Here is a 19,520-nt window from a genome sequence, read left to right as displayed (position 1 = left end):
CCCCCCCCCCCCCCCCCCCCCCCCCCCACCCCCCCCCCCCCCCCCCCCCCCCCCCCCCCCCCCCCCCCCCCCCCCCCCCCCCCCCCCCCCCCCCCCCCCCCCCCCCCCCCCCCCCGCCCCCCACCCCCCCACGACGACCGTTTCGCCAAGGACTTTGAGGAGAGGGCATGTCCCCGCGTACGAACGACAACGCGACGCCGGACGCCGAAAGGGCCACGCCCGCCGAGGTCACCCCGGAAGCCGCCATCACCGAGGTCGCCGCCGAAGCCGGCCCCGCCGAGGCCATCCCCGAGACCGCTCCCGCCGAGGCCGCTCCCGCCTCCGACGAGGCCGCCTCCGACGGCCCGTCCGGTGAGGACGGTGCGGACGGGACCGGCGGGCGGGCGGCCGCCGCGCGTCGGCTGTCGCAGTCGCAGCGTCGCTGGCGGGCCGCTCAACTCGGTTTCTGCGCGGCCGCGTTGGCCGTCGCCATGACGGCGGGCGCAGTGGTGCTCGGCGCCCTGAGGGACAACGGAACGGCTCCCGCCGTCGCCGCCGTGTCCAACGGCGTGTCGCCCCAGCTGCTCGCGAGCGGCGACCTCGACGCGAGCGTCCTCTCCCTCCAGGCCCATCTCCGCTCCCAGCCCAAGGACTTCGGCGGCTGGGCCACGCTCGGCCTCGCCTATGTCGAACAGGCCCGCACCAAGGGCGACCCCTCGCGCTATCCGCAGGCGCAGGAAGCGTTCAACCGGTCCCTCAGGCTGCGCCCCGACTACGATCCGGCGCTCGCCGGACGGGCCGCCCTCGCGGCCGCCCGGCACGACTTCGCCGGCGCCCTGAAGTACGCGGACCTCACGCTGCGGCAGAACCCCTACAGCGAACGCGCCCTGTCCTCCCGCATCGACGCTCTCGTCGAACTCGGCCGCTACGACGAGGCGTCGAAGGCGGCCGACCTGGCGAACTCGCGGCGCCCGGGCGTCCCGGTCTTCACCCGGTTCGCCTACGTCCACGAACTGCGCGGCGACGTGAAGACCGCCCGCCGGGTCCTGGAGCAGGCGCTCACGACGGCGACCAGCCGCGGCGACATCTCGTACGTGACGTCCGCGCTCGGCCAACTCGCCTGGAGCCAGGGCGACTACAAATCCGCCCTCACCTACTACGCTCGGGCGCTCGCCGCCGACGACAGCTATCTCCCCGCCCTCGAAGGCCGGGCCCGCGCCCAGGCCGCGCTGGGCGACCGCGCGGCGGCGATCAAGGGGATGGAACAGGTCGTGCAGCGTTTTCCGCTGCCCCAGCCCCTCGTCGAGCTCGGCGAGTTGTACGAGGCCCGTGGCGCGGCGGGCGACGCGGAGAAGGCCCGCGACCAGTACACGCTGGTCAACGCCTGGATCTCCCTCGCCCACGCCTACGGCGTCAACGCCGACCTCGACACCGCGCTGGCGGCCGCCGACCACGGCGACCACAAGGCGGCGCTCGCGGCGGCCCGCGCCGAGTGGGACCGCCGGCACACCGTGCACACCGCGGACGCGCTCGGCTGGGCCCTGCATGTGTCGGGCCGCGACGCGGAGGCCCTGCCGTACGCGCGCCAGGCCACGGCGACCGGCTACCGCAACGCGTCCTTCCTCTACCACCTCGGTGTCATCGAGAAGGCCACCGGCCACACCGGCAAGGCCCGCACCGCGCTCAAGGCGGCCCTGGACCTGAACCCCGGCTTCTCGCCGCTGGGCGCCCGCGAGGCCCGTGAGGCACTGGAGGCCACGAAGTGAGGGCGCCCCGGTTCCTCGCCCTGTGCGGCACGGTCCTGACCGCGGCCTGCGCGCTCGTGCTGGTCCCCTCGGCGCAGGCGAGCGCGCATCCGCTCGGCAACTTCACCGTCAACCGCTACGACGGACTCGTCGCCGCCCCCGGGCAGTTGCGCGTCGATCACGTCGAGGACCTGGCCGAGATCCCCGCCACCCAGGCGAAGCCGGACATCAAGAGGCTCGGCATGGCCGGCTGGGCCCGGCAGCGGTGCGAGACCGCCGCGCGGGACAGCGAGGTCACGGTGAACGGGCGGGCGGCGACACTGACCGCGGGCGCGAGCGGGGCACACCTGCGGCCGGGGCAGGCGGGACTCGACACCCTGCGCGTGGAGTGCCGGCTGACGGCGCCGCTGTCCGGTAAGGGCACGCTCACCGTGGGCTTCCGGGGCGCGGGCGCCGGCCACGGCCCCGGCTGGCGCGAGATCACCGCCCGTGGCGACCGGATGACGCTCGCCTCCTCCGACGTACCGCGGAAGTCCGTCTCGGCGGAGCTGACCCGGTACCCCGAGGCGCTGCTCTCCTCGCCCGCCGACACCGCCACCGCGTCGCTGCGGATCCGCCCCGGCGGCCCCGCCCTCGTCGAGGAACGGCGCGACGCTCCGGCCGCCTCCGTGCTCCCGCGCGGCGCCGACCGCTGGACCCAGGCCCTGAACGACCTGGTGGCCCGGCATCACCTCACCTTCGGCTTCGCCTCCCTGGCCCTGCTCATCGCCGTGGGCCTGGGGGCGATGCACGCGCTCGCGCCCGGCCACGGCAAGACCCTGATGGCCGCGACGGCGGCGGCGCGCGGGGGCCGGGCCCGGTTCAAGGACGTGCTGCCCCTGGCCGCTTCGGTGACGGTCACCCACACCCTCGGCGTCGTCGCGCTCGGCCTGCTGGTCACCGCGGGCTCGGCGGCGGCCCCCTCCGTGATCGCCTGGCTGGGCGTGTCCAGCGGTGTCCTCGTCATGGGGGCGGGCGCCACACTCCTGCGGCGGGCCTGGCGCAACCGGCCCTCCGCACACGGACACGACCACGGGCACGGACACAGCCACGAGCACGGGCATGACCACGAGCACGAGCACGGGCAGCCGCACGACCACACCCACGCGTCCGCCCACGGGCACGATCACGCGCACGAGCACGGCCAGGACCGGGACCCGGCCCCTGGCCACACGCACGACCACGAATCCGGCCACACGCACGACCACGAGCACCCGCCCGTCCCTTCGCACACGCACGACCACGACCACGACCACGACCACATGGACGCTCCGCACCGGCATGCCGGTCACACCGCGCGCCCCCTGGTACTGGCCCATGCCACCGCGTCCGTCACGACCGGCACCCCCACCGCGACGACGACGGCGACGGCGCCCCTCCCCCACGGTCACGACCACTCCCACCCCCACCCGCACGACCACAGTCACGACCACGGCACCGGCCATGGTCACCGCCACGACCACGACCACCACCGCTCGGGAGCCACCCCCCGCTCCTCCACCCTCGAACACACCCACGGCAGCTTCACCCACACCCATGAGATCGCCCCCACCCTCCGTGGAACGATCCTGCTCGGCTTCGCCGGTGGGCTGGTGCCCAGTCCGTCGGCGGTCGTCGTCCTCGTGGGCGCCGCGGCGCTCGGACAGGCCTGGTTCGGCCTTCTTCTCGTGCTCGCGTACGGCGTCGGGCTCGCCCTGACGCTGACGGCGGCCGGTTTCGCCGTCGTCAAGCTCGGCAGCGGCGTGAACCGCGCCCTCGCAGGACGTCGACGGTGGGCCGAGGGACGCGTCGTGCTCCTGGTCCGCAGGGCCGCGCCCCTCGGATCGGCACTGATCGTCGTGGCCCTCGGGGCCGGATTGGTGCTCAAGGGGGCGGCATCCGTACTCGGCTGAGCTACTTTTGGGGAGAAAACGCACGGATGCGAATGGGGGACGCACGTGTCCGAAGATCCGGGCAGTGAGCGCGTGATCGCGGGGCGCTACCGACTGCTCTCGCCCTTGGGCGAAGGCGGTATGGGCACGGTGTGGCGCGCTCGCGACGAAGTGCTGCAACGCGAGGTCGCCGTGAAGGAGGTCCGCGCCCCGGCCGGGCTTCCCGAGTCCGACATCGAGCGGATGTACGCGCGTCTGGAGCGGGAGGCGTGGGCCGCGGCCCGTATCTCCCACCGCAATGTCGTGACGGTGTACGACGTGGCCATGGAGGACGGCCGGCCCTGGATCGTGATGGAGCTGATCCGCGGCATCGCCCTCTCCGACCTGCTGGACGCCGAGGGACCGCTGGACCCACAGCGCGCCGCCCACATCGGCGCCGAGGTGCTCGCCGCGCTGCGCGCGGCGCACGAGGCGGGGGTCCTGCACCGGGACGTCAAACCGGGCAACGTGCTGATGGCGAACGACGGACGGGTCGTCCTGACGGACTTCGGCATCGCGACCGTCGAGGGCAGCTCCGCCCTGACCATGACGGGCGAGGTCATCGGATCGCCGGAATTCCTCGCCCCGGAGCGGGCGTTGGGACGTACCCCCGGACCCGAGTCGGACCTGTGGTCGCTCGGCGTGCTGCTGTACGCGGCGGTCGAGGGCAACTCGCCCTTCCGGCAGCCCACTCCGCTGAGCACCCTGCGGGCCATCGTCGACGAACCGCTGCCGCCGCCCCGTCGCGCGGGCCCGCTCGCCCCCGTCATCGAGGGGCTGCTCGCCAAGGACCCGGCCGAGCGGACGAGCGCCGACTCGGCCGAGCGCGAACTGCGTGTGGTCGCGGCGGGCGGTACGGCGCCCACGCGTCCCATGGGCGCCGCGCCCCGCTCTTCCGAGGCGCCGACCATCGGGGTGTTCGGAGCGCCGACGCCGTCCTCCGCGACACCGCCCCAGGGGTTCGGTCCGCCTCCCGCGACCCTGCCCTCGGCCACTCCCGCACCGGAGCCCGACCGCAACCGCCGGGCGGCCGTCGCCATCGTCGCGGGCCTGGTCGCGCTGGCACTCGCCCTCGGCGGGCTGACGTACGCCCTGCTGAACCAGGACAACGGTGACGGCGGGAACACCGGGCGGGGGAACAGCAGCAGCGGGGGTACCGGCACCACCGACGGCGGGGCCTCGGCAAGCCGGAAGAGCGAGAGTGCCACCGCCGGTGCGACCGGCGGCGAGAGCCCCTCCAGCAGCGCTCCCACGGGCGGGAGTTCGACCACCGCGCCGCCCGCGCAGTCCGTCCACGTGACGCTCTCGGGGCATCACACCGACTACCGGGGCAGCTGTCCGCCGCCCGCCGCCCAGGCTCCCTCGTTCACGGCGACGTTCACGGTGGGCCGTGTCCCGGTGGACGTCGAGTACCGCTGGGTGACGAAGACGGGCGAGGTGACCGATCCGGGCTGGAAGACGCTGTCGTTCCCCGCGAACGGCGGCAGAACGCAGCAGAAGACGGTGGTGGCGACGACGTACGACACGAGCGGGGAGTTCGCCAACTCGATCAGCGTGGAGGTGCGCAGCCCGGTGCGCGTGACCTCGGACTCCGTTCCGTTCACCATCACGTGTGTGACGGAGACCCCGACGGACGGGGCCTCCGCGTCCGTGTCCGCATCCCCCTGACGGGGCAGGCGATGTCCCGGCGGGGCGGACGTTCGCCCTGCCGGGACGGGTGTTCCCTCGAAGGGTTTCCGGGGTGGGGGCCCGGAGGTCAGACGGCTCCGGAGAAGGCCGGCAGGTAGCCGCCGGAGTGGCCGTTCGCGGTCGGGTGGTACGACACGCCGATGTCGAGCCAGTTCAGGCTGTGCAGCCAGGCGCTGCCGGAGCAGATCTCGTGGCCGGTGAAGGTGCCCCTGACGTCGGCGAACGTGAAGCCGTGTGCGCCGGCACGAGTGGCGATCGCGCTGTCCAGGTAGTCGGCGGCGCCGTTGATGGCGGACCGTTCGTTCTCCGAAAGTCCGGTCAGGCAGCTGCCGTTGAGCTTGTAGAAGCGGGGGTAGCCGATGACGACCACATGCGCGGCCGGGGCTTTCGCGCTGATCGCCGAGTAGACCGAGTCGAGCTTGCCGGGGAGCGTGGAGTCGACGTACGCCTTCGCCGTGGCGATGCGTGCGAGGCAGCTGCTCTCGGACTGCAGGACGCAGGTCGTCATGACGTCCGAGAAGCCTGCGTCGTTACCGCCGATGGTGATCGAGACGAGGCCCGTGGAGGAGCCGAGCGGGCCGAGCTGGTTCGCCAGAACATCACCCGTACGAGCGCCCGAGCAGGCGGTGAAGTCGAACGACGAGGGTGAATGCGCGGCGTTCCAGAGGTAGGGGTACGCCTTCGTGCTGCGGTTGCAGGAGCCGCTCGAACTGATGTAGCTGCCCGCGCCGACGCCGGAGGAGTAGGAGTCACCGAGCGCCACATAGCCGGTGGCGGCCGCGGTTTGCGCCTGCGCCGCGGCCGCCCCGGTGAGGGCGAGGCCGACGGCCAGGAGGAGTGAGGTCATGTATGCCGAAAATCTGGGACGTCTCATGGAACCTCCCTTTAGCAGGATCTCTGCCACAACTTTGGTAGCAGCTACGCATGTTGACAGGAAGTGTCCATGCCAAGACTCTTAACGCATCAACCAGCCGATCCGCCCCCGTTCATCACATATTTCGCTACATGTCCATGACGGTCGGGTGACAGCCGGATGACCCGGGCCGGCGGCTCGTCAACTCCCCGAGTCCTCAACGGAAACGGCGGCCACCCCGTACAGCGCGGCCGTAACGCCCTTGGGACGACTGGGAGTTGTCTTCCCACCCGTGGCCCACGGCGCCGGGGGAACCGGCCGTCGGGACGGATCCCGCCGCACCGCGGTCTCGCGACAGGACGGCCCCGCGGCAGAGGGAGGGGATGCACCGGAAGGGCGGGACCGAGCGCGACACATACGACGCACCGCGGAAACCGGGTGCACGGGGCGCCCTTGTGACAGATCATGGCGACATGTCTGCGAACCCACACGACGCTCTGCCGATCAGGCTCAACGTCGACGACAGCGACTCGCCGTCGGACGTCGTCGACGCGCTGTTCCTCGGCCGCTTCGCGACGGGCGAGCAGCCGCACTCGCACGCGGCGAACATCGACCGCGTACGGTCCGGGGCCACTCTGCTCCCGCCGGGCGCCCGGGTGCTGCGCTCCGCGCGCGACGACGACCGCAGCGCCACCCTCGCCGAGGGCGACGGCTGGACCCTGCTGGTGTCCCGCTGGAACCGCGGTGCCGACGTCACGGTGACCGCGACCAGCGTCGAGCTCGCCGAGAAGGTGCTGAAGCAGGCCACGGACGGCGCGGCGGACGAACCCGAACCGCAGCCGGAGAACGTCACGATGGGCTTCTGGTACGTGTCGCCGCGCCGGGGACCGCACCGCACGACCCGGCAGATCTCCGCGGGCACCTGGGAGGAGATCCGCCCCAACTACACGGCGCCGGTGGCGGACGCCATGGACCACCTGATGAAGACGACCCCGGAGGACATCGCGGGCCGGCTGCTGCTGCTCCACGGGCCGCCCGGCACCGGCAAGACCTCCGCCCTGCGCACGCTGGCCCGTTCCTGGCGGGACTGGTGCCAGGTGGACTGCGTGCTGGACCCCGAACGCCTCTTCTCCGACGTCGGCTATCTGATGGACATCGCGATCGGCGAGGAGGACGGCACCGGCAAGGGCCGCTGGCGGCTCCTCCTGCTGGAGGACTGCGACGAACTGATCCGCGGCGAGGCGAAGCACACGGCGGGCCAGGCCCTGTCCCGGCTGCTCAACCTCACCGACGGACTGCTCGGCCAGGGCCGCAACGTCCTCGTGGGCGTCACGACCAACGAGGACCTGGAGCGCCTCCATCCCGCCGTCGTCCGCCCCGGCCGCTGCCTCGCCCGTATCGAGGTCGGACCGCTCACCCGCCGCGAGGCGGTGGGCTGGCTGGGCACCGAGGAAGGCGTCTCACGCGAGGGCGCGACCCTCGCGGAGCTGTACGCGCTGCGCCGCGGGACGACCCCGACATCCGTCCCGGACCAACGCGAGGGCGCGGACGCGGGGCTGTACCTGTAACCGGCTGGTCCCTACGTCGCGCTCGCGCGCCGCAGCCCTAGGAGACGTCCTCGAAGGCCGCCCGCAGTGCCTCTCGTACGGCGTCCAGGGCGGCGTCCTCCGTCAGGCCGAGCCGTCGCGCGCGCTCGGCGTAGGCCTGCGCGGCCGACGCCGCCTCGCGGGACGCGGCGTCCCCGGCGGCCGCCACGAACGTGCCGTTGCGGCCCCGCGTCTCGATCACCCCGTCCGACTCCAGGGCCCGGTAGGCCTTGGCGACGGTGTTGGCCGCGAGGCCGAGCGACTCGGCCAGCCCCCGTACCGTGGGCAGCTTGTAGCCGACCGGCAGCGCTCCGGACCGGGCCTGCTCGGAAATCTGGGCGCGCACCTGCTCGTACGGCGCGGCCCCCTCTGCGATGCGGATCTTCAGGGTCACGCGGTGATTGTCCCGTACCCGCACGAAAATGAGAGGCACCTGCACGCGGCGCCCGCGTAACGTGCGATCACATGACCGTGATCGTTCGCGAACTGCGGCACGGAGACCCGGTGGACGCCGCGGGCTTCGCGCGTATTCGCCGCCAGGCCCTCCCGTTCGTGCTCTTCACCCCCGAGTCCGTCGCCTACGACCTGGAGCGGGCCCATCCGGACTCCCACTACCGGCCGTTGGTGGCCGAGGAGGACGGGGAGCCGATCGGCACCGCGCAAGTAAGCCTCGTCCACGACAGCCCCGAGCCCGGCCAGGCAAACCTCAACATCTACGTGCACCCGGAACGGACGGGACGCGGCGCGGGTTCGCTGCTGGCCCGCACCGCCGAGGAACAACTGGCCGCCCTGGGCGCGACCCGGCTGCACTCCTGGGTACTGGACGCGCCCGAGAACCGCGCCTTCGCCGAGAAGCGGGGCTACCGCGCCGCCCGCTCGGCGCACTTCCTCCGCCTCGACCTGGCGAACGGCACCCTGCCCCCGCTCCAGTCCCCGCCGGACGGTGTGGAGTTGCGGACCGCGGCGGACTTCGCGGACGACCCCCGGCCGCTGTTCCGGCTGGACGCGGAGACCTCCCTCGACGAACCGAGCGACATCGAACAGGAGCTCACGGACTACGACGCCTGGCTGACGGAGACCTGGCACCATCCTCTCCTGAACCTTGAACTCACGTCCGTCGCGCTCGTCGACGGCCGCCCGGCGGCGTTCAGCGCGGCCCGCACCGACGGCGCCACCCGCTACGGCACCGTGATGACGGGCACCGGCCGCGCCTTCCGGGGCCGGGGCCTGGCCAAACTCGCCAAGAACCACTCCCTGCACCGGGCCCGCGCGGCCGGGTTCACGGACGCGTTCACGGGCAACGACGCCGGCAACGGCCCGATGCTGGCGATCAACACATGGTTCGGCTATGAAATCTGCGCGACGGAGGTGAGGTATGTCCGTGACCTCGGCTGACACGCCCGGCACGTTGGAGGTCGTGCTCGTCAAGGCGGGCCGTACGAAGATCAGTTACCCGGCCGAACTGCTCGCCGACGACGGCACCCGGGTGGTCGTGCGCGCCCCCTGGGCGGGAGACGGAGTCCGTGACTTCGGCTTCGTACGGTTCGAGAAGGGTGATGTCTTCACCGAGTACTACTGGCGGGACCGCTGGTACTCGGTGAAGGAGGTCCGGGACGCGACGGGTGAGCGCAAGGGCTGGTACTGCGACATCACCCGTCCGGCCACCCTCTCCGGAGGCCGGTTGATCGTCGAGGATCTCGACCTCGACCTGTGGCGCTCGGCCGACGGTACGGACGTACGGCGCCTGGACGAGGACGAGTTCGCGGAGAGTGGCCTGGCGACCACCGACCCGGCCGCCGCGGCCGCCGCCGAGAAGGCCCTGGCCGACCTCGAACACCTGGCCCGCGAGGGCGGCTTCGAGGCGTTGCTGGCCTAGCCTCGACGTAGTCGGCGAGACCGCCGGACGTGCCGTTCGGTGACCGGCCCCGCTCGATGACCGACCCTGCTCCATGACCAGCCCTGCGCGATCACCGGCGCCCGTCGGTGAAGAGCGCTGTTCAAAAGCGGGCCACCACCGCGTACCGCTCGTCCTCGACGTCGCGGCCCCACAGCCGCGCGTCGGCCGACAGCGGCTCCACCCGCAGGTCGGCGGGGTCGGACAGCAGCGGCCGGAGCAGGCCGGCCATCCGCTCGGCGGATATACCGACCGGGCTCACGGTCCCCCACACACCCTCGACCAGCACCAGCCGCCCTCCCGGGCGCAGCAGCCCGCGCCAGTGCCGCAGCACGCGCCCGGGATCGGGCAGCGTCCACAGCACATGGCGGCTGAGCAGGACGTCGAAGCGCTGCTCCCCGACGGGCGGCGCCACCGCGTCGCCGACGAGGAAGACCGCGTCACGCCCGGCCAGCTTGGCGCGGGCCCGGTCGATCATGCCCGGGGCGAGATCGACCCCGGTGACCCGGTGCCCCTGCTCGGACGCTATGAGCGACAGGCTGCCGGTGCCGCAGCCCACGTCGAGCAGGTCACCGGACGTCTCGGGCAGCCAGTCCCGCAGCCGGGCGACCCAGGCACCGCGGACCTCGGGATCGCGCAGCCCGTGGTCGGGTTCCTCGTCGAACGTGCCGGATTCCGCGTCCCAGTCGACGCCCGCCCGTGCATTCGTACCGCCGTCGCTCACCATGCGTTCCACGATGTCACCCACCACTGACAATCGGCCCGCGCCCATCACGGACGGCCGACAGGTGACCCGCGCCACAGACATTTCGCGACCGATGAGGAACTCTCCCCGAAACGGTCTACCTCCGTACAACCACGGAATCCGGTAGACACGAGGAGGCAGCCATGCGCCGTGTGACCGTGCAGAAGCCCCTGAGGAAGTCGGACTCCCGCCGTGTACGGGACGAGCCCGACGAGCGCCCCGCCGAGCGTCCGGAGGTCCGGAAGGACATCGCGCGCACCTGGTGGCCGGACGGCTGAGCCACCGTGCCGTGCCCGGCGCGCGCGTCGAACCGGATGACGGTGAACTCCCGCCGGCCGCTCACGGCCGGTCCCGTCCGATCAGCCGCTTGCGGTAGTGGATCCGGTCGTACGGCCCGTCGGCGCGCCGCTCGGCGACCTCGTACCCGTATCCCGGGTAGATCTTCTGGTTCTCCCACATCATCGCGTTGGTGTAGAGCCTGATCTCGTCCAGCCCGAGCGCCCGCGCGTGTGCCTCGACGAAGTGCAGCAGCCGGCCCCCGATGCCCTGGCCATGGACATCGGGCCGGACCGCGATGACGTCGAGGTACAGATGGTCCGGGCGCTCCTCGACGACCACGAGCCCGAGGACCGGCTCCCCCGTGACGAACACCCGTCCCGCGGCCACGTTCGCCGCGTGGTCCGCTTCCATGGGCACCGGCACGAGCCCGATGCGCTCCACGTACGGCTGGAACGCGGCGTCGATCACGGCTTTCACGACGGGCACGTCCCCGGCGCCGGCACGCCGTACCCCGAACCCCTCGGCCGTCTCCCCGAATTCGCCCGGCGTCTCCGCCATGCCCGCACCCACTTACCTGATCGCAGTCACGTACACCCCCCTGTATACCGAACACCGCCCCGAAGCTCCTCAGCCGCGACGGCTGGAGGGCGATGCGCCAGAGCCGATAGTGTCGCCGCAAAGGACGCGAGCGCACCTTCCTCAGGTGCGCTCGAAAACGCCGTCGGTGGAGGAACAGTGTCCCTTTCTGCGGGAAACAGCACCCACGTCTTTCTGAGCGAGACGGAGCATCATGGCAGCACTGTCACCGACCCCGGAGGACTACGGGCACGAATAGTCCAGAACGCTCTCTTCGCCGAGCGGCTGGTCATCACCGATTCCCAGGTGCTCCACAACGTGGCATTACGTTCGCTCCTCGACGGGCAGACCCCGTCGACTCCCGAATGGCGTGCGGATCTCGCCGAATTGATCAGCTCGGGCATGCTGGTCATCGTGCGACGCGACTCGGCGGGTTCCTTTCGTGAGATCCGGGACGAACACAAGGCGCGCAATGTCGTCGATGTTCCGACCGAGGAATACGCCGAACTCATCGACGAGATCACCGAAGGGCACATAGCCCCGTACTCGGTGGACGAGGTGAGCGCGCGCTTCAAGCGGAGGACGGCGGATCGCCTGACCGATCTGATCGGACCGCCCGACGACTCCTATTCCCGGACCCTGCGTGCCGCGGTGGAATGGATCCACGGCCAGGATCCGCTTTACTACAACTCCCTGCGCGGATGGATCGCGGAGCGGCGAGCGTCCCACGGGGAGAGCTCCGAAGTCGCGCTGGAGGCCGTCGAGCGGTCGGCGAACTGGTCCTTCAGAACTTCCCTGCCCGCCGTACTGGAGATGCCCGTGGCATGGGGCGCCGTGCGCACGCCGTCCACGGTCGCACTGCAAGGGGACGCGCTCCAGGACGAATTGACCCTGCCCGGCTACGCACTGAACCCCTACGTACTGGCGCGCCTCCCCGCGGTCGTGGTCAACGAAGCCGTCGGGCTCGCATCCCGGAAAGTGGTCGTCGATCAATTCGCGAAGGCCCACAGCGGCCGGCCGGTGGACACCGACGCGCTGAGGGACGGCGTCGAAGACTTCTGCATGCACCTCCAGGAAGCCGCGGTCGCCGCCTTCCGGGGCCTCGACGCCGACGCTCTGGCCGCTGTCCGGGACGAGCGGGTCAAAGCCAGGCTCCACGTCTCGGCGTCCTCCGTCGCCACCGGTTCCCTCGACACCCTGATCGGACTGATAAGTTCCGGCTTCAATCCCGCTTCGCTCATGCTCAATCTGCTCTCCATGCCCTTCGACATCGCCCAGGACAAGAAGGAGAGGAAACTGAAGAAGGATTCCGAAAGGCTCAAGAACGCCTGGCGGCTCGAGAAGCAGCTCCCCGAGCACGAGAAGCTGCTGCGGATCGTCAGTCCGACGGAACCCCCCGAATGAAATGACCGGCCGCTAGTTCTCCCGTGACCAAGCCAGTGCGGCGGCGGCGATGGTGATCGCACACCGTACTCGCTGCTCCGTGAAGGCTGTCCGCAATTCGGGGGAGCTGAACCAGACCGGTTCCTCCACCGATTCCATGACTTCCGGTGACCGCTTCCCGAACTCGGGGGTCGCCACGAAGGCCTCGACCACCTCGATGGAAGACTCGATCAATCCGGTGTCCGCGTGGAGCACGCCCAGACGTCTGGTGGTGGTCGCGGTCAGGCCGGTCTCTTCGTTCAGTTCCCGGGCCGCGGCTTCCTCGACCGACTCGCCGGACTCCCGGCCTCCCCGCGGGAATTCCCACGACAGATCGCCGATCGGGTAGCGAAAAGCGGGAACGAGCGCGACGGTGTCGGCCCAGCGAGGCACGACGACAACACCCGGCGTCGACCACTTCCATCGAAGATAGCGCCCCGGTTTCCCGTCCGGAGAGACGACGGCGTCGTCGTACAGACTTCCGTAGGCACTCCGGTACACCTCGACAGCCTCTTGTCTCCGGATACGGCGTGGTTGCATCGACTGCCTCCGAGAACAGACTTCGAGAATCGATCACAAGGCGACACCCCATCAACCGTGCCCCTCGGCCCGGCCAGCCAATCCACGGACGCCGTCGGCAGAACACCCCGCCCTTGAGTTCGAGGCCGTCCTCGCCCACCGACGCGTCACCCTCGGCGACACCCACCCGGACACTCTCGCCGTCCGGCACGACCTCGCCAACCTTCCGGAACCTCGCGCGGTCAACTGAAGGATCAGGCCGACTCCCTTGGGGACTGCGAAGGAGATGGGGGCTCCTGGCGAGTTGGAGTGGGGTTCCCGAGTCCCCCAGGTGTTCCCCATCAGCGTCCGGCATGGGAAGAAACGCAGGTGGCGAAGGACGAAGGGACCCCGCTGTAAATCTGCCGACTTGGTCGAACGGTCGGCTGGAGTTGCTGGCGGCCAGGGCTTGGGCCGGGCCGTCTGTGGGCCGTCGGACGGCGGCCCGCAGTGACCGACAACGACCGTGGACGGCCACTCGATCGCAGGTCACCGCTGCCTCGTGGATCGTCCGAGGGCCGTCCGGAGCCGAACAAGTTCCTGCGCAACAAGCGCCAGGAGTGGGAGGAGTCCCGCTCCAAGGTAACCGCCTGCAAGCTGCGGAAGGCCCTGCCCGTGCTGCAGACACGAGGTGGGGCGTGTTCAAGAGCCGACAGTCCTGGGGAGCCAAACGGGGAGCCGACCGAGGCGTCCGACGACGGACGAGCGCGGACCGTCGCGGACAGCGGCAGCGCTCGGCAGCAGGTCAGACCGGGCTCCCCGACCCCCCTTCCTGAGCCCCCCGTTAGCCCTGCCTTAAAGGGACCATAAGGATCTCCGTCACCCGCCTCCAGCAGGCGATTTCTCGGTTTCTTGGGGCTAGCTTTCTGATCACCCCCCCCACGGGATCCCCGCACGGAGCGCCGTGCGGACTCGCTCACCCCACGCACCAGGACCGTTCGAGGAGTTCCCCATGTCCGCACGCCGCAAGGCCGCCGGCGTCGCCGTCCTCGGTGTCGCCCCGCTCGCGCTGTCCGCGCTGGCCGCGGCGCCCGCCTCGGCGCACGGCTCGATGGGGGACCCGGTGAGCCGGGTGTCCCAGTGTTACGCGGAAGGTCCGGAGAACCCCCGGTCGGACGCCTGCAAGGCGGCCGTCGCGGCGGGCGGCACCCAGGCGCTCTACGACTGGAACGGCATCCGTATCGGCGACGCGAACGGGCGGCACCAGCAGCTGATCCCGGACGGCAAGCTGTGCAGCGCCGGCAACGCCGAGTTCAAGGGGCTCGACCTGGCGCGCTCCGACTGGCCCGCGACGAGCGTGAGCAGTGGCTCGTACACCTTCAAGTACCGGGTGACCGCACCCCACAAGGGCACGTTCAAGGTCTACGTCACGAAGCCGGGCTACGACCCGTCGCGGCCGCTGGCCTGGGGCGACCTCGACCTGGCGCACCCGGTCGCGACGGCCACCGACCCGGCGGCCTCGGGCGGCTTCTACACGTTCTCCGGCACCCTCCCGGAGCGCTCCGGCAAGCAGCTCCTGTACGCGGTCTGGCAGCGCTCGGACAGCCCGGAAGCCTTCTACTCCTGCTCCGATGTGGCGTTCGGGGGCACAGGCGGCGACAAGGGGGCGGGCGGCGGCAGCGCTCCCGCGCCGAGCGCCTCGGCGCCGTCCGACCAGCAGATCGAGGACGGCAGCGACAAGTCGACCGTGGAGCACCACGGCCACGGTGACGACGATGCCGGTACGTCGGCGGAGCCGGCCGCGAGCGCGGACACCGTCAAGACGGCCGAGAACACCAAGTCGGCCGGGACGGCCGAGGACTCCGGGGCCACCGCTGATTCCACTGATTCCGAGGGCTCTTCGGACTCCTCGGACTCCTCGGAGAACCTGCCGGAAGCCGCCGGTTCCGCTCGGAGTCTCGCCGAAACCGGCGGCGACGCCTCCACCTCGTACATCGCGATCGGCGGTGCCGCCGCGCTCGCGCTCGGTGCCGCGGCGTTGTTCGCCTCGGTGCGGCGGCGCGCGACGCCGGGCGGCCGGCGCGGGCGCTGAGAGCCGGACGACTCCGGGGGCTGACCGGCGGCTCAGGCCGGACAGCCCCCGGCGGCGTGCTCCGCCGTCCGCGTTCCGCAGGTGCGGAACGCGGACGGACGGACGATCACGCCAGTGCGCTCGGGCGGACCACCATGGACGAGTGGTCCGCCGAGCCGGTCAGCTGAACACCGACGCGCAGGTGGTGGTGGACGCGTGCGCCGGGTCGAGCGCGTTCGCCACCTCGTGGTACGCGATCCGGTCGAAGATCCCGATGGCCACGTGCTCGGAGAGGTCGAGCGCGCACAAATTCTGCAACAGGACGTTGCGGACGTCGGATCCGCTCAGGAACCCGGAGCTGTACGGCGTGACCACCTCGTCGTACTTGGTGGCGATGACCGTGTAGTGGACGCCGGGGACGGTGTCGCCGCCCTCGTTGAGCTTGGTCATGAACGCGGAGCCGGCGATCTGGTCCGCGAGTCCCGGAGTCGCCGTGGTCAGCAGGTCCTCCGCGCCCGGGAAGTACGGGAGCAGCTTGGTGAATCCGTTGAGGGTCGTGCCGTGGTTGTCGGGGGCGAGACCGACAAGGGCGTTCACCTTGGCGGCTCCGCCGAGGAACTTGAGGTAGTAGCGGGGCATCATGCCGCCCTGCGAGTGGCCCACCACGTCGACCTTGGCGGCGCCGGTCGCGGCGAGCACCTTGTCCACGAAGACCTGGAGCTGTGCGGCCGACTTGTCGATGGGGCCGAGGCCGTTGAAGAAGGGGACGCCGGGCAACTGCCCGTAGTCGAGGGAGAAGACGCAGTACCCGCGGCTGGTCAGGTAGGGGGCGAGGGCCAGCCAGTTGTCGACGGAGTTCCCGAAGGTCCCATGGACGAGGACGACGGGGCGGGGGTGTGTGGCCGACGGCTTGCAGGAGTAGTTGTTCCAGCCACTGCTGGGGGCGGAATCAGCTTGTGCTGTGGCGGCGGGGACGACGGCGACCGTGGCGGTCAGGAGCAGCGCGGCCAGGGGTCTGAGCACTCGCTTCCAGGGCAGCATCGGGTGATCTCCTTGCGGCTCAAGGGAGTTGTGGGGGTGTACGCCCAGTGATCCGGATCACGAGGATGCTGTTCACTCGTCAAGTTACGGGCGAGTAGCAGACGTGTGAAGTTACGCGTCAGTAAAAACTTTCAGTGATAACCAGGACGGCCGCCGTCAGTGACAGGCTGTCACCAGGTGGGCCTGATGGGACCGTAGGGCGCGATGCTCGCCAAACGCGTGCGCAACGCGCGCATTTCGCTCTCCCCCAGCACTTCGGCCCACGCCCGCACGGCGTCCGCGGCCGCCTCTTCGGCCGCCCGGGTGCAGGCCCACCCGAGCTCGGTGAGCACGAGGAGCCGGGCCCGCGCGTCGTCGGGGTGCGGCCGCCGCTCCACGTACCCCTTGCGGACGAGCTCCTCGACGAGCTGACTGGCGGCCTGCTTGGTGACCCCCAGGTGGGCGGCGACGTCGGTGACCGTCGCCCCGTCCGGAGCGAGCCGCGCGAAGGCGAAGCCGTGCGCGGGCCGCACCCCCTCGAACCCCCGGGCGACCACGCCTTCGTGGATACGTTGCGTCAGCTCGCCGGCGGCGGCGAGCAGGGCTGCGGACAGGGCCATGGCCTCGGAGTTCTGCACGCACGCATTGAAACACCCTTGACTATTCGGTCAAGCTGCTTGACCATAATCGCGAGACAGATGGTCAAGCTACTTGACCATATTCCGGCAGTCGGCGGCCCCGCCGACTCACCGATCCTGGAGGCACCCGTGCCCGTCGTCCGTTCGTCCGAAGCCGTCGCCCACGAGGTCCACGGCGCCCGTTTCGTCTCGTACGCCGCTCCTCGCAGCGGCAGCAAGGAACTGTGCGCCTGGCGCGCGGAGATTCCCGCGGGGCATCAGGCCCCCGTGCACACCGTCAACCGCGAGGAGATCCTCCTTCTCCTCTCCGGCGAACTGCTGGTCACGCTCGACGGCCGCTCCGAGCGGATCACCGCGGGCGACACCGTGATCATCACCCCGGGCGCGACCCTCGGCATCGAGAACCCGACCCAGGAGGCCGCGCTCTCCTGGGTCACCACGTCCATCGGCCTCCAGGCGGAACTGGCCGACGGCTCGACCCTCACACCGCCCTGGGCGAACTAGGCGCCCCAAAACGCCGGCACCGGACACCCCGGCGACCGGCGGCGCCCGAGCCCCTTCCGGTACCCGAACCGGAACCCGAGCCCGAACCCCTTCCGGAACCCGGGCGGCACCGGACGGCACCGGACGGCACCGGACGGATCGGGCCGCGGGGCATGCGGGAGGAACGCCGGCGTTCCTCCCGCTCGGGGTTCCCCGGCCGGGAGAAGCCGGGAGCCCCGCCCCCGCGACGTGCGCGGGAGCGGGGCTCCGCCCTCCCGGGGAGGCCTGACCGGGAAAGCCGTCAGCCGGTCAGCCGATCTGGGCGCCGAAGGCCGAGAGCGCCTCGGTCACCGGCTGGAAGAAGGTCTCGCCGCCCGCGGTGCAGTCACCGCTGCCGCCGGAGGTGAGGCCTATCGCGGTGTCACCGGAGAAGAGCGAGCCGCCGCTGTCGCCGGGCTCGGCGCAGACGTCGGTCTGGATGAGACCGTTGACGACATCGCCGTTGCCGTAGTTCACGGTGGCGTCCAGGCCCTTGACCGTGCCGTCGTGCACCTGGGTCGTGGAGCCGCTGCGGGTCACCTTCATGCCGACGGTGGCGTCGCCCGCCTTGGTGATGGGCTGCGCGGAGCCGTTGTAGAGGTCGACCTCGCTCGGGTGCTCCGTGGTCGCCGTGTACTTGACCAGGCCGAAGTCGTTGTCGGGGAAGCTGGACTGCTCGTTGGTGCCGATCTCCTTGCCGTCGGAGTCCGACCAGGTGGAGATCCCCGCGGTGCAGTGCCCGGCGGTGATGAAGTACGGCTGCCCGCCCTTGACCACGTTGAAGCCGAGCGAACAGCGCCCGCCGGAACCGCTGATGGCGTCACCACCGGCGATGAAGGGCTTGAACTCCCCCTTCGTACGCTTGAGTTCGGCCTTGGCGCCGAGACCGTCGACGACCTTGGCGAGTCTGGCCCACTCGGCGTCGGAGACCGTGCGGTCGGCGGTGACGACGACCTGGTTGGTCTCCGGGTCGGTGGCCCAGGACGTACCGGGGATGCTCGCGTCCTTCTTGAGCGTGGTGCGGGCGCCGGACAGCTCGGCGAGGGAGTTCTCGACGATCCTGGCCCTGGCTCCGGCCGCCGTGACGGCCTTGGCCGCGGCCTCGTCGAGCACGTTGACGACGAGGTGCCGGGACTTCGCGTCGTAGTACGTTCCCGCGGCATCGGCGCCCAGGTCCTCGCCGAGGGCCGAGGCGAGCTTTCCGGCCGCCGCGACGGAGAGGGCGTGCGGCTCGGAGCTCTTCGGGGCCTCGCTCGCGTTCGCAGTCTGGAAGGTGACTCCGGCGGCGACGAGTGCGGCGATACCCGCGCCCGTCATGAGGGCAGGCCTCTTGGACATACGTCGGTGCTTCAACTCACGTCCTCCTGTGGGGGGTCGGTCCGGGAGGTTGTGGGGACCTCCGGGACCGGAAGGCGTACGGACATGGGCGCCGGGCACGACGAAAAGTCCGTACCGTCGCGTCCATGCCAGTTGTTCCTCGACCACTATTCCGAGACGCACAGGGAACACACAAGGTCGACTTCAGGACGCCTGTACGACAACAGCCGTACCCCTTCTACGTCCTGACTGTGCGTGGTCACGCCCCGTGGATTCGCACAGCAAACACGGAAACACGCGTCACACCGCGGCGGCTCACGAGATCCGGCCCTGTCTTGATATCACCCCCGCGTGGGGCGGATCCAAGAAGGCTCTCCTGCCAGGCGGTTGCTTCCGCACCGGTTGCTCCGCCACCCGGCGGACTACTCGGGCTCGGTCCGGGGCTGCCGCTCCACCGCGGGCGGCGCGCCCGGCGTCCGCTCCGGCTCCGGCTCCAACTCCGAGCCCGAGCCCGAGCCCGGCTGCGGCTGCGGCTGCGGCTGCGGCTGAGCCACCGTCGGCGGTTGTCCCGACTGGGCCCGTTCCAGGAAGCGCAGCAGTTCGACCGGGAAGGGCAGGACGAGGGTGGAGTTCTTCTCGGCGGCGACGGCCACGACCGTCTGGAGCAGCCGTAGTTGGAGCGCGGCCGGCTGTTCCGACATCACGCCGGCGGCTTCCGCGAGTTTCTTGGACGCCTG

At 71.1% G+C, this 19,520-nt stretch carries 18 protein-coding genes and 2 pseudogenes; 11 read left to right on the top strand and 9 right to left on the bottom strand.

Annotation, left to right across the window (positions count from 1 at the left end; all coding sequences use genetic code 11):
* Positions 1-167: 167 nt before the first annotated feature.
* From ACFYW9_RS40600 to ACFYW9_RS40590, 3 genes are read left to right on the top strand one after another with little or no spacing between them, the layout of a single operon-like run.
* Positions 168-1,745, top strand: a complete 1,578-nt coding sequence (locus ACFYW9_RS40600; RefSeq protein ID WP_389160105.1) for a tetratricopeptide repeat protein — start codon at positions 168-170, stop codon at positions 1,743-1,745.
* Positions 1,742-3,655 (top strand): sulfite exporter TauE/SafE family protein, encoded by a 1,914-nt coding sequence (locus ACFYW9_RS40595; protein ID WP_389160103.1) that lies wholly within the window; start codon positions 1,742-1,744, stop codon positions 3,653-3,655. The genes ACFYW9_RS40600 and ACFYW9_RS40595 overlap by 4 nt, the downstream gene beginning before the upstream one ends.
* 45 nt (positions 3,656-3,700) lie before the next feature.
* Positions 3,701-5,341, top strand: a complete 1,641-nt coding sequence (locus tag ACFYW9_RS40590; RefSeq protein ID WP_389160101.1) for a protein kinase — start codon at positions 3,701-3,703, stop codon at positions 5,339-5,341.
* Between the two features lie 88 nt (positions 5,342-5,429).
* Here ACFYW9_RS40590 and ACFYW9_RS40585 read toward each other — a convergent pair whose 3' ends face one another.
* Positions 5,430-6,236 (bottom strand): SGNH/GDSL hydrolase family protein, encoded by an 807-nt coding sequence (locus tag ACFYW9_RS40585; protein ID WP_351864166.1) that lies wholly within the window; start codon positions 6,234-6,236, stop codon positions 5,430-5,432.
* Positions 6,237-6,688: 452 nt separating this feature from the next.
* Here ACFYW9_RS40585 and ACFYW9_RS40580 point away from each other — a divergent pair, with 452 nt between their 5' ends.
* The gene (locus tag ACFYW9_RS40580) at positions 6,689-7,783 is read left to right on the top strand and encodes a DUF5925 domain-containing protein (protein ID WP_351864170.1); all 1,095 of its coding nucleotides are present in this window, start codon (positions 6,689-6,691) and stop codon (positions 7,781-7,783) included.
* A 37-nt stretch (positions 7,784-7,820) separates the two neighbouring features.
* Here ACFYW9_RS40580 and ACFYW9_RS40575 read toward each other — a convergent pair whose 3' ends face one another.
* A complete protein-coding gene (locus tag ACFYW9_RS40575) occupies positions 7,821-8,195 on the bottom strand; it encodes a GntR family transcriptional regulator (protein WP_351864173.1) in 375 nt (124 codons plus the stop codon).
* Between the two features lie 71 nt (positions 8,196-8,266).
* On the opposite strand from ACFYW9_RS40575, the gene ACFYW9_RS40570 reads away from it, so the two are divergent.
* Positions 8,267-9,196: a GNAT family N-acetyltransferase gene (locus ACFYW9_RS40570; protein WP_389160098.1), complete on the top strand. Its 930-nt coding sequence runs from the start codon at positions 8,267-8,269 to the stop codon at positions 9,194-9,196.
* Complete coding sequence (locus tag ACFYW9_RS40565; protein ID WP_389160097.1) at positions 9,177-9,677, top strand: DUF402 domain-containing protein; 501 nt, start codon at positions 9,177-9,179, stop codon at positions 9,675-9,677. Before ACFYW9_RS40570 ends, ACFYW9_RS40565 begins: the two co-directional genes overlap by 20 nt.
* 121 nt (positions 9,678-9,798) lie before the next feature.
* Here the strand turns inward: ACFYW9_RS40565 and ACFYW9_RS40560 are convergent, their stop codons facing one another.
* A complete protein-coding gene (locus ACFYW9_RS40560; protein ID WP_389160109.1) occupies positions 9,799-10,422 on the bottom strand; it encodes a class I SAM-dependent methyltransferase in 624 nt (207 codons plus the stop codon).
* Between the two features lie 161 nt (positions 10,423-10,583).
* On the opposite strand from ACFYW9_RS40560, the gene ACFYW9_RS40555 reads away from it, so the two are divergent.
* Positions 10,584-10,718: a hypothetical protein gene (locus ACFYW9_RS40555; protein WP_263974428.1), complete on the top strand. Its 135-nt coding sequence runs from the start codon at positions 10,584-10,586 to the stop codon at positions 10,716-10,718.
* Positions 10,719-10,779: 61 nt separating this feature from the next.
* Here ACFYW9_RS40555 and ACFYW9_RS40550 read toward each other — a convergent pair whose 3' ends face one another.
* Positions 10,780-11,277 carry a GNAT family N-acetyltransferase gene (locus ACFYW9_RS40550; protein ID WP_389160095.1) on the bottom strand — a complete coding sequence of 166 codons (498 nt, stop codon included), beginning with the start codon at positions 11,275-11,277 and terminating at the stop codon, positions 10,780-10,782.
* Positions 11,278-11,454: 177 nt separating this feature from the next.
* Between ACFYW9_RS40550 and ACFYW9_RS40545 the strand changes: the two genes are divergently transcribed.
* Positions 11,455-12,699 (top strand): hypothetical protein, encoded by a 1,245-nt coding sequence (locus ACFYW9_RS40545; protein ID WP_389160093.1) that lies wholly within the window; start codon positions 11,455-11,457, stop codon positions 12,697-12,699.
* A 12-nt stretch (positions 12,700-12,711) separates the two neighbouring features.
* Here the strand turns inward: ACFYW9_RS40545 and ACFYW9_RS40540 are convergent, their stop codons facing one another.
* The gene (locus ACFYW9_RS40540) at positions 12,712-13,218 is read right to left on the bottom strand and encodes an NUDIX hydrolase (protein WP_389160091.1); all 507 of its coding nucleotides are present in this window, start codon (positions 13,216-13,218) and stop codon (positions 12,712-12,714) included.
* A 594-nt stretch (positions 13,219-13,812) separates the two neighbouring features.
* On the opposite strand from ACFYW9_RS40540, the pseudogene ACFYW9_RS40535 reads away from it, so the two are divergent.
* Positions 13,813-13,896 (top strand): annotated as a pseudogene (locus tag ACFYW9_RS40535) (glutamine synthetase); the annotation flags it as partial.
* 331 nt (positions 13,897-14,227) lie between these two features.
* Entirely contained in the window at positions 14,228-15,307 is a 1,080-nt protein-coding gene (locus ACFYW9_RS40530; protein ID WP_389160089.1) for a lytic polysaccharide monooxygenase, read from the top strand.
* A 159-nt stretch (positions 15,308-15,466) separates the two neighbouring features.
* Here the strand turns inward: ACFYW9_RS40530 and ACFYW9_RS40525 are convergent, their stop codons facing one another.
* A complete protein-coding gene (locus ACFYW9_RS40525) occupies positions 15,467-16,327 on the bottom strand; it encodes an esterase/lipase family protein (protein WP_389160087.1) in 861 nt (286 codons plus the stop codon).
* 170 nt (positions 16,328-16,497) lie between these two features.
* Positions 16,498-16,944: a MarR family winged helix-turn-helix transcriptional regulator gene (locus ACFYW9_RS40520; protein ID WP_328667986.1), complete on the bottom strand. Its 447-nt coding sequence runs from the start codon at positions 16,942-16,944 to the stop codon at positions 16,498-16,500.
* A 129-nt stretch (positions 16,945-17,073) separates the two neighbouring features.
* Between ACFYW9_RS40520 and ACFYW9_RS40515 the strand changes: the two genes are divergently transcribed.
* Positions 17,074-17,448 carry a cupin domain-containing protein gene (locus tag ACFYW9_RS40515; protein WP_389160107.1) on the top strand — a complete coding sequence of 125 codons (375 nt, stop codon included), beginning with the start codon at positions 17,074-17,076 and terminating at the stop codon, positions 17,446-17,448.
* A 288-nt stretch (positions 17,449-17,736) separates the two neighbouring features.
* On the opposite strand, the gene ACFYW9_RS40510 is transcribed toward ACFYW9_RS40515, so the two are convergent.
* Together ACFYW9_RS40510 and ACFYW9_RS40505 are read right to left on the bottom strand one after the other, a co-directional pair.
* Positions 17,737-18,804 (bottom strand): S1 family peptidase, encoded by a 1,068-nt coding sequence (locus ACFYW9_RS40510; RefSeq protein WP_389160084.1) that lies wholly within the window; start codon positions 18,802-18,804, stop codon positions 17,737-17,739.
* A gap of 401 nt (positions 18,805-19,205) precedes the next feature.
* Positions 19,206-19,520 (bottom strand): annotated as a pseudogene (locus ACFYW9_RS40505) (slipin family protein); the annotation flags it as partial.

Source organism: Streptomyces sp. NPDC002698, assembly GCF_042888945.1.
Lineage (GTDB): Bacteria > Actinomycetota > Actinomycetes > Streptomycetales > Streptomycetaceae > Streptomyces.
The sequence above is the reverse complement of the archived record's forward strand: the minus strand, read 5'-3'. Positions and strand labels throughout refer to the sequence as shown.

What these genes read in the sequence shown, in the direction of transcription:
- ACFYW9_RS40600 (WP_389160105.1), top strand. Translation starts at nt 168, where the DNA reads ATGTCCCCGCGTACGAACGACAACGCGACGCCGGACGCCGAAAGGGCC.
- ACFYW9_RS40585 (WP_351864166.1), bottom strand. Translation starts at nt 6,236, where the DNA reads ATGAGACGTCCCAGATTTTCGGCATACATGACCTCACTCCTCCTGGCC.
- ACFYW9_RS40580 (WP_351864170.1), top strand. Translation starts at nt 6,689, where the DNA reads ATGTCTGCGAACCCACACGACGCTCTGCCGATCAGGCTCAACGTCGAC.
- ACFYW9_RS40570 (WP_389160098.1), top strand. Translation starts at nt 8,267, where the DNA reads ATGACCGTGATCGTTCGCGAACTGCGGCACGGAGACCCGGTGGACGCC.
- ACFYW9_RS40565 (WP_389160097.1), top strand. Translation starts at nt 9,177, where the DNA reads ATGTCCGTGACCTCGGCTGACACGCCCGGCACGTTGGAGGTCGTGCTC.
- ACFYW9_RS40560 (WP_389160109.1), bottom strand. Translation starts at nt 10,422, where the DNA reads ATGGTGAGCGACGGCGGTACGAATGCACGGGCGGGCGTCGACTGGGAC.
- ACFYW9_RS40555 (WP_263974428.1), top strand. Translation starts at nt 10,584, where the DNA reads ATGCGCCGTGTGACCGTGCAGAAGCCCCTGAGGAAGTCGGACTCCCGC.
- ACFYW9_RS40550 (WP_389160095.1), bottom strand. Translation starts at nt 11,277, where the DNA reads ATGGCGGAGACGCCGGGCGAATTCGGGGAGACGGCCGAGGGGTTCGGG.
- ACFYW9_RS40530 (WP_389160089.1), top strand. Translation starts at nt 14,228, where the DNA reads ATGTCCGCACGCCGCAAGGCCGCCGGCGTCGCCGTCCTCGGTGTCGCC.
- ACFYW9_RS40525 (WP_389160087.1), bottom strand. Translation starts at nt 16,327, where the DNA reads ATGCTGCCCTGGAAGCGAGTGCTCAGACCCCTGGCCGCGCTGCTCCTG.
- ACFYW9_RS40510 (WP_389160084.1), bottom strand. Translation starts at nt 18,804, where the DNA reads ATGTCCAAGAGGCCTGCCCTCATGACGGGCGCGGGTATCGCCGCACTC.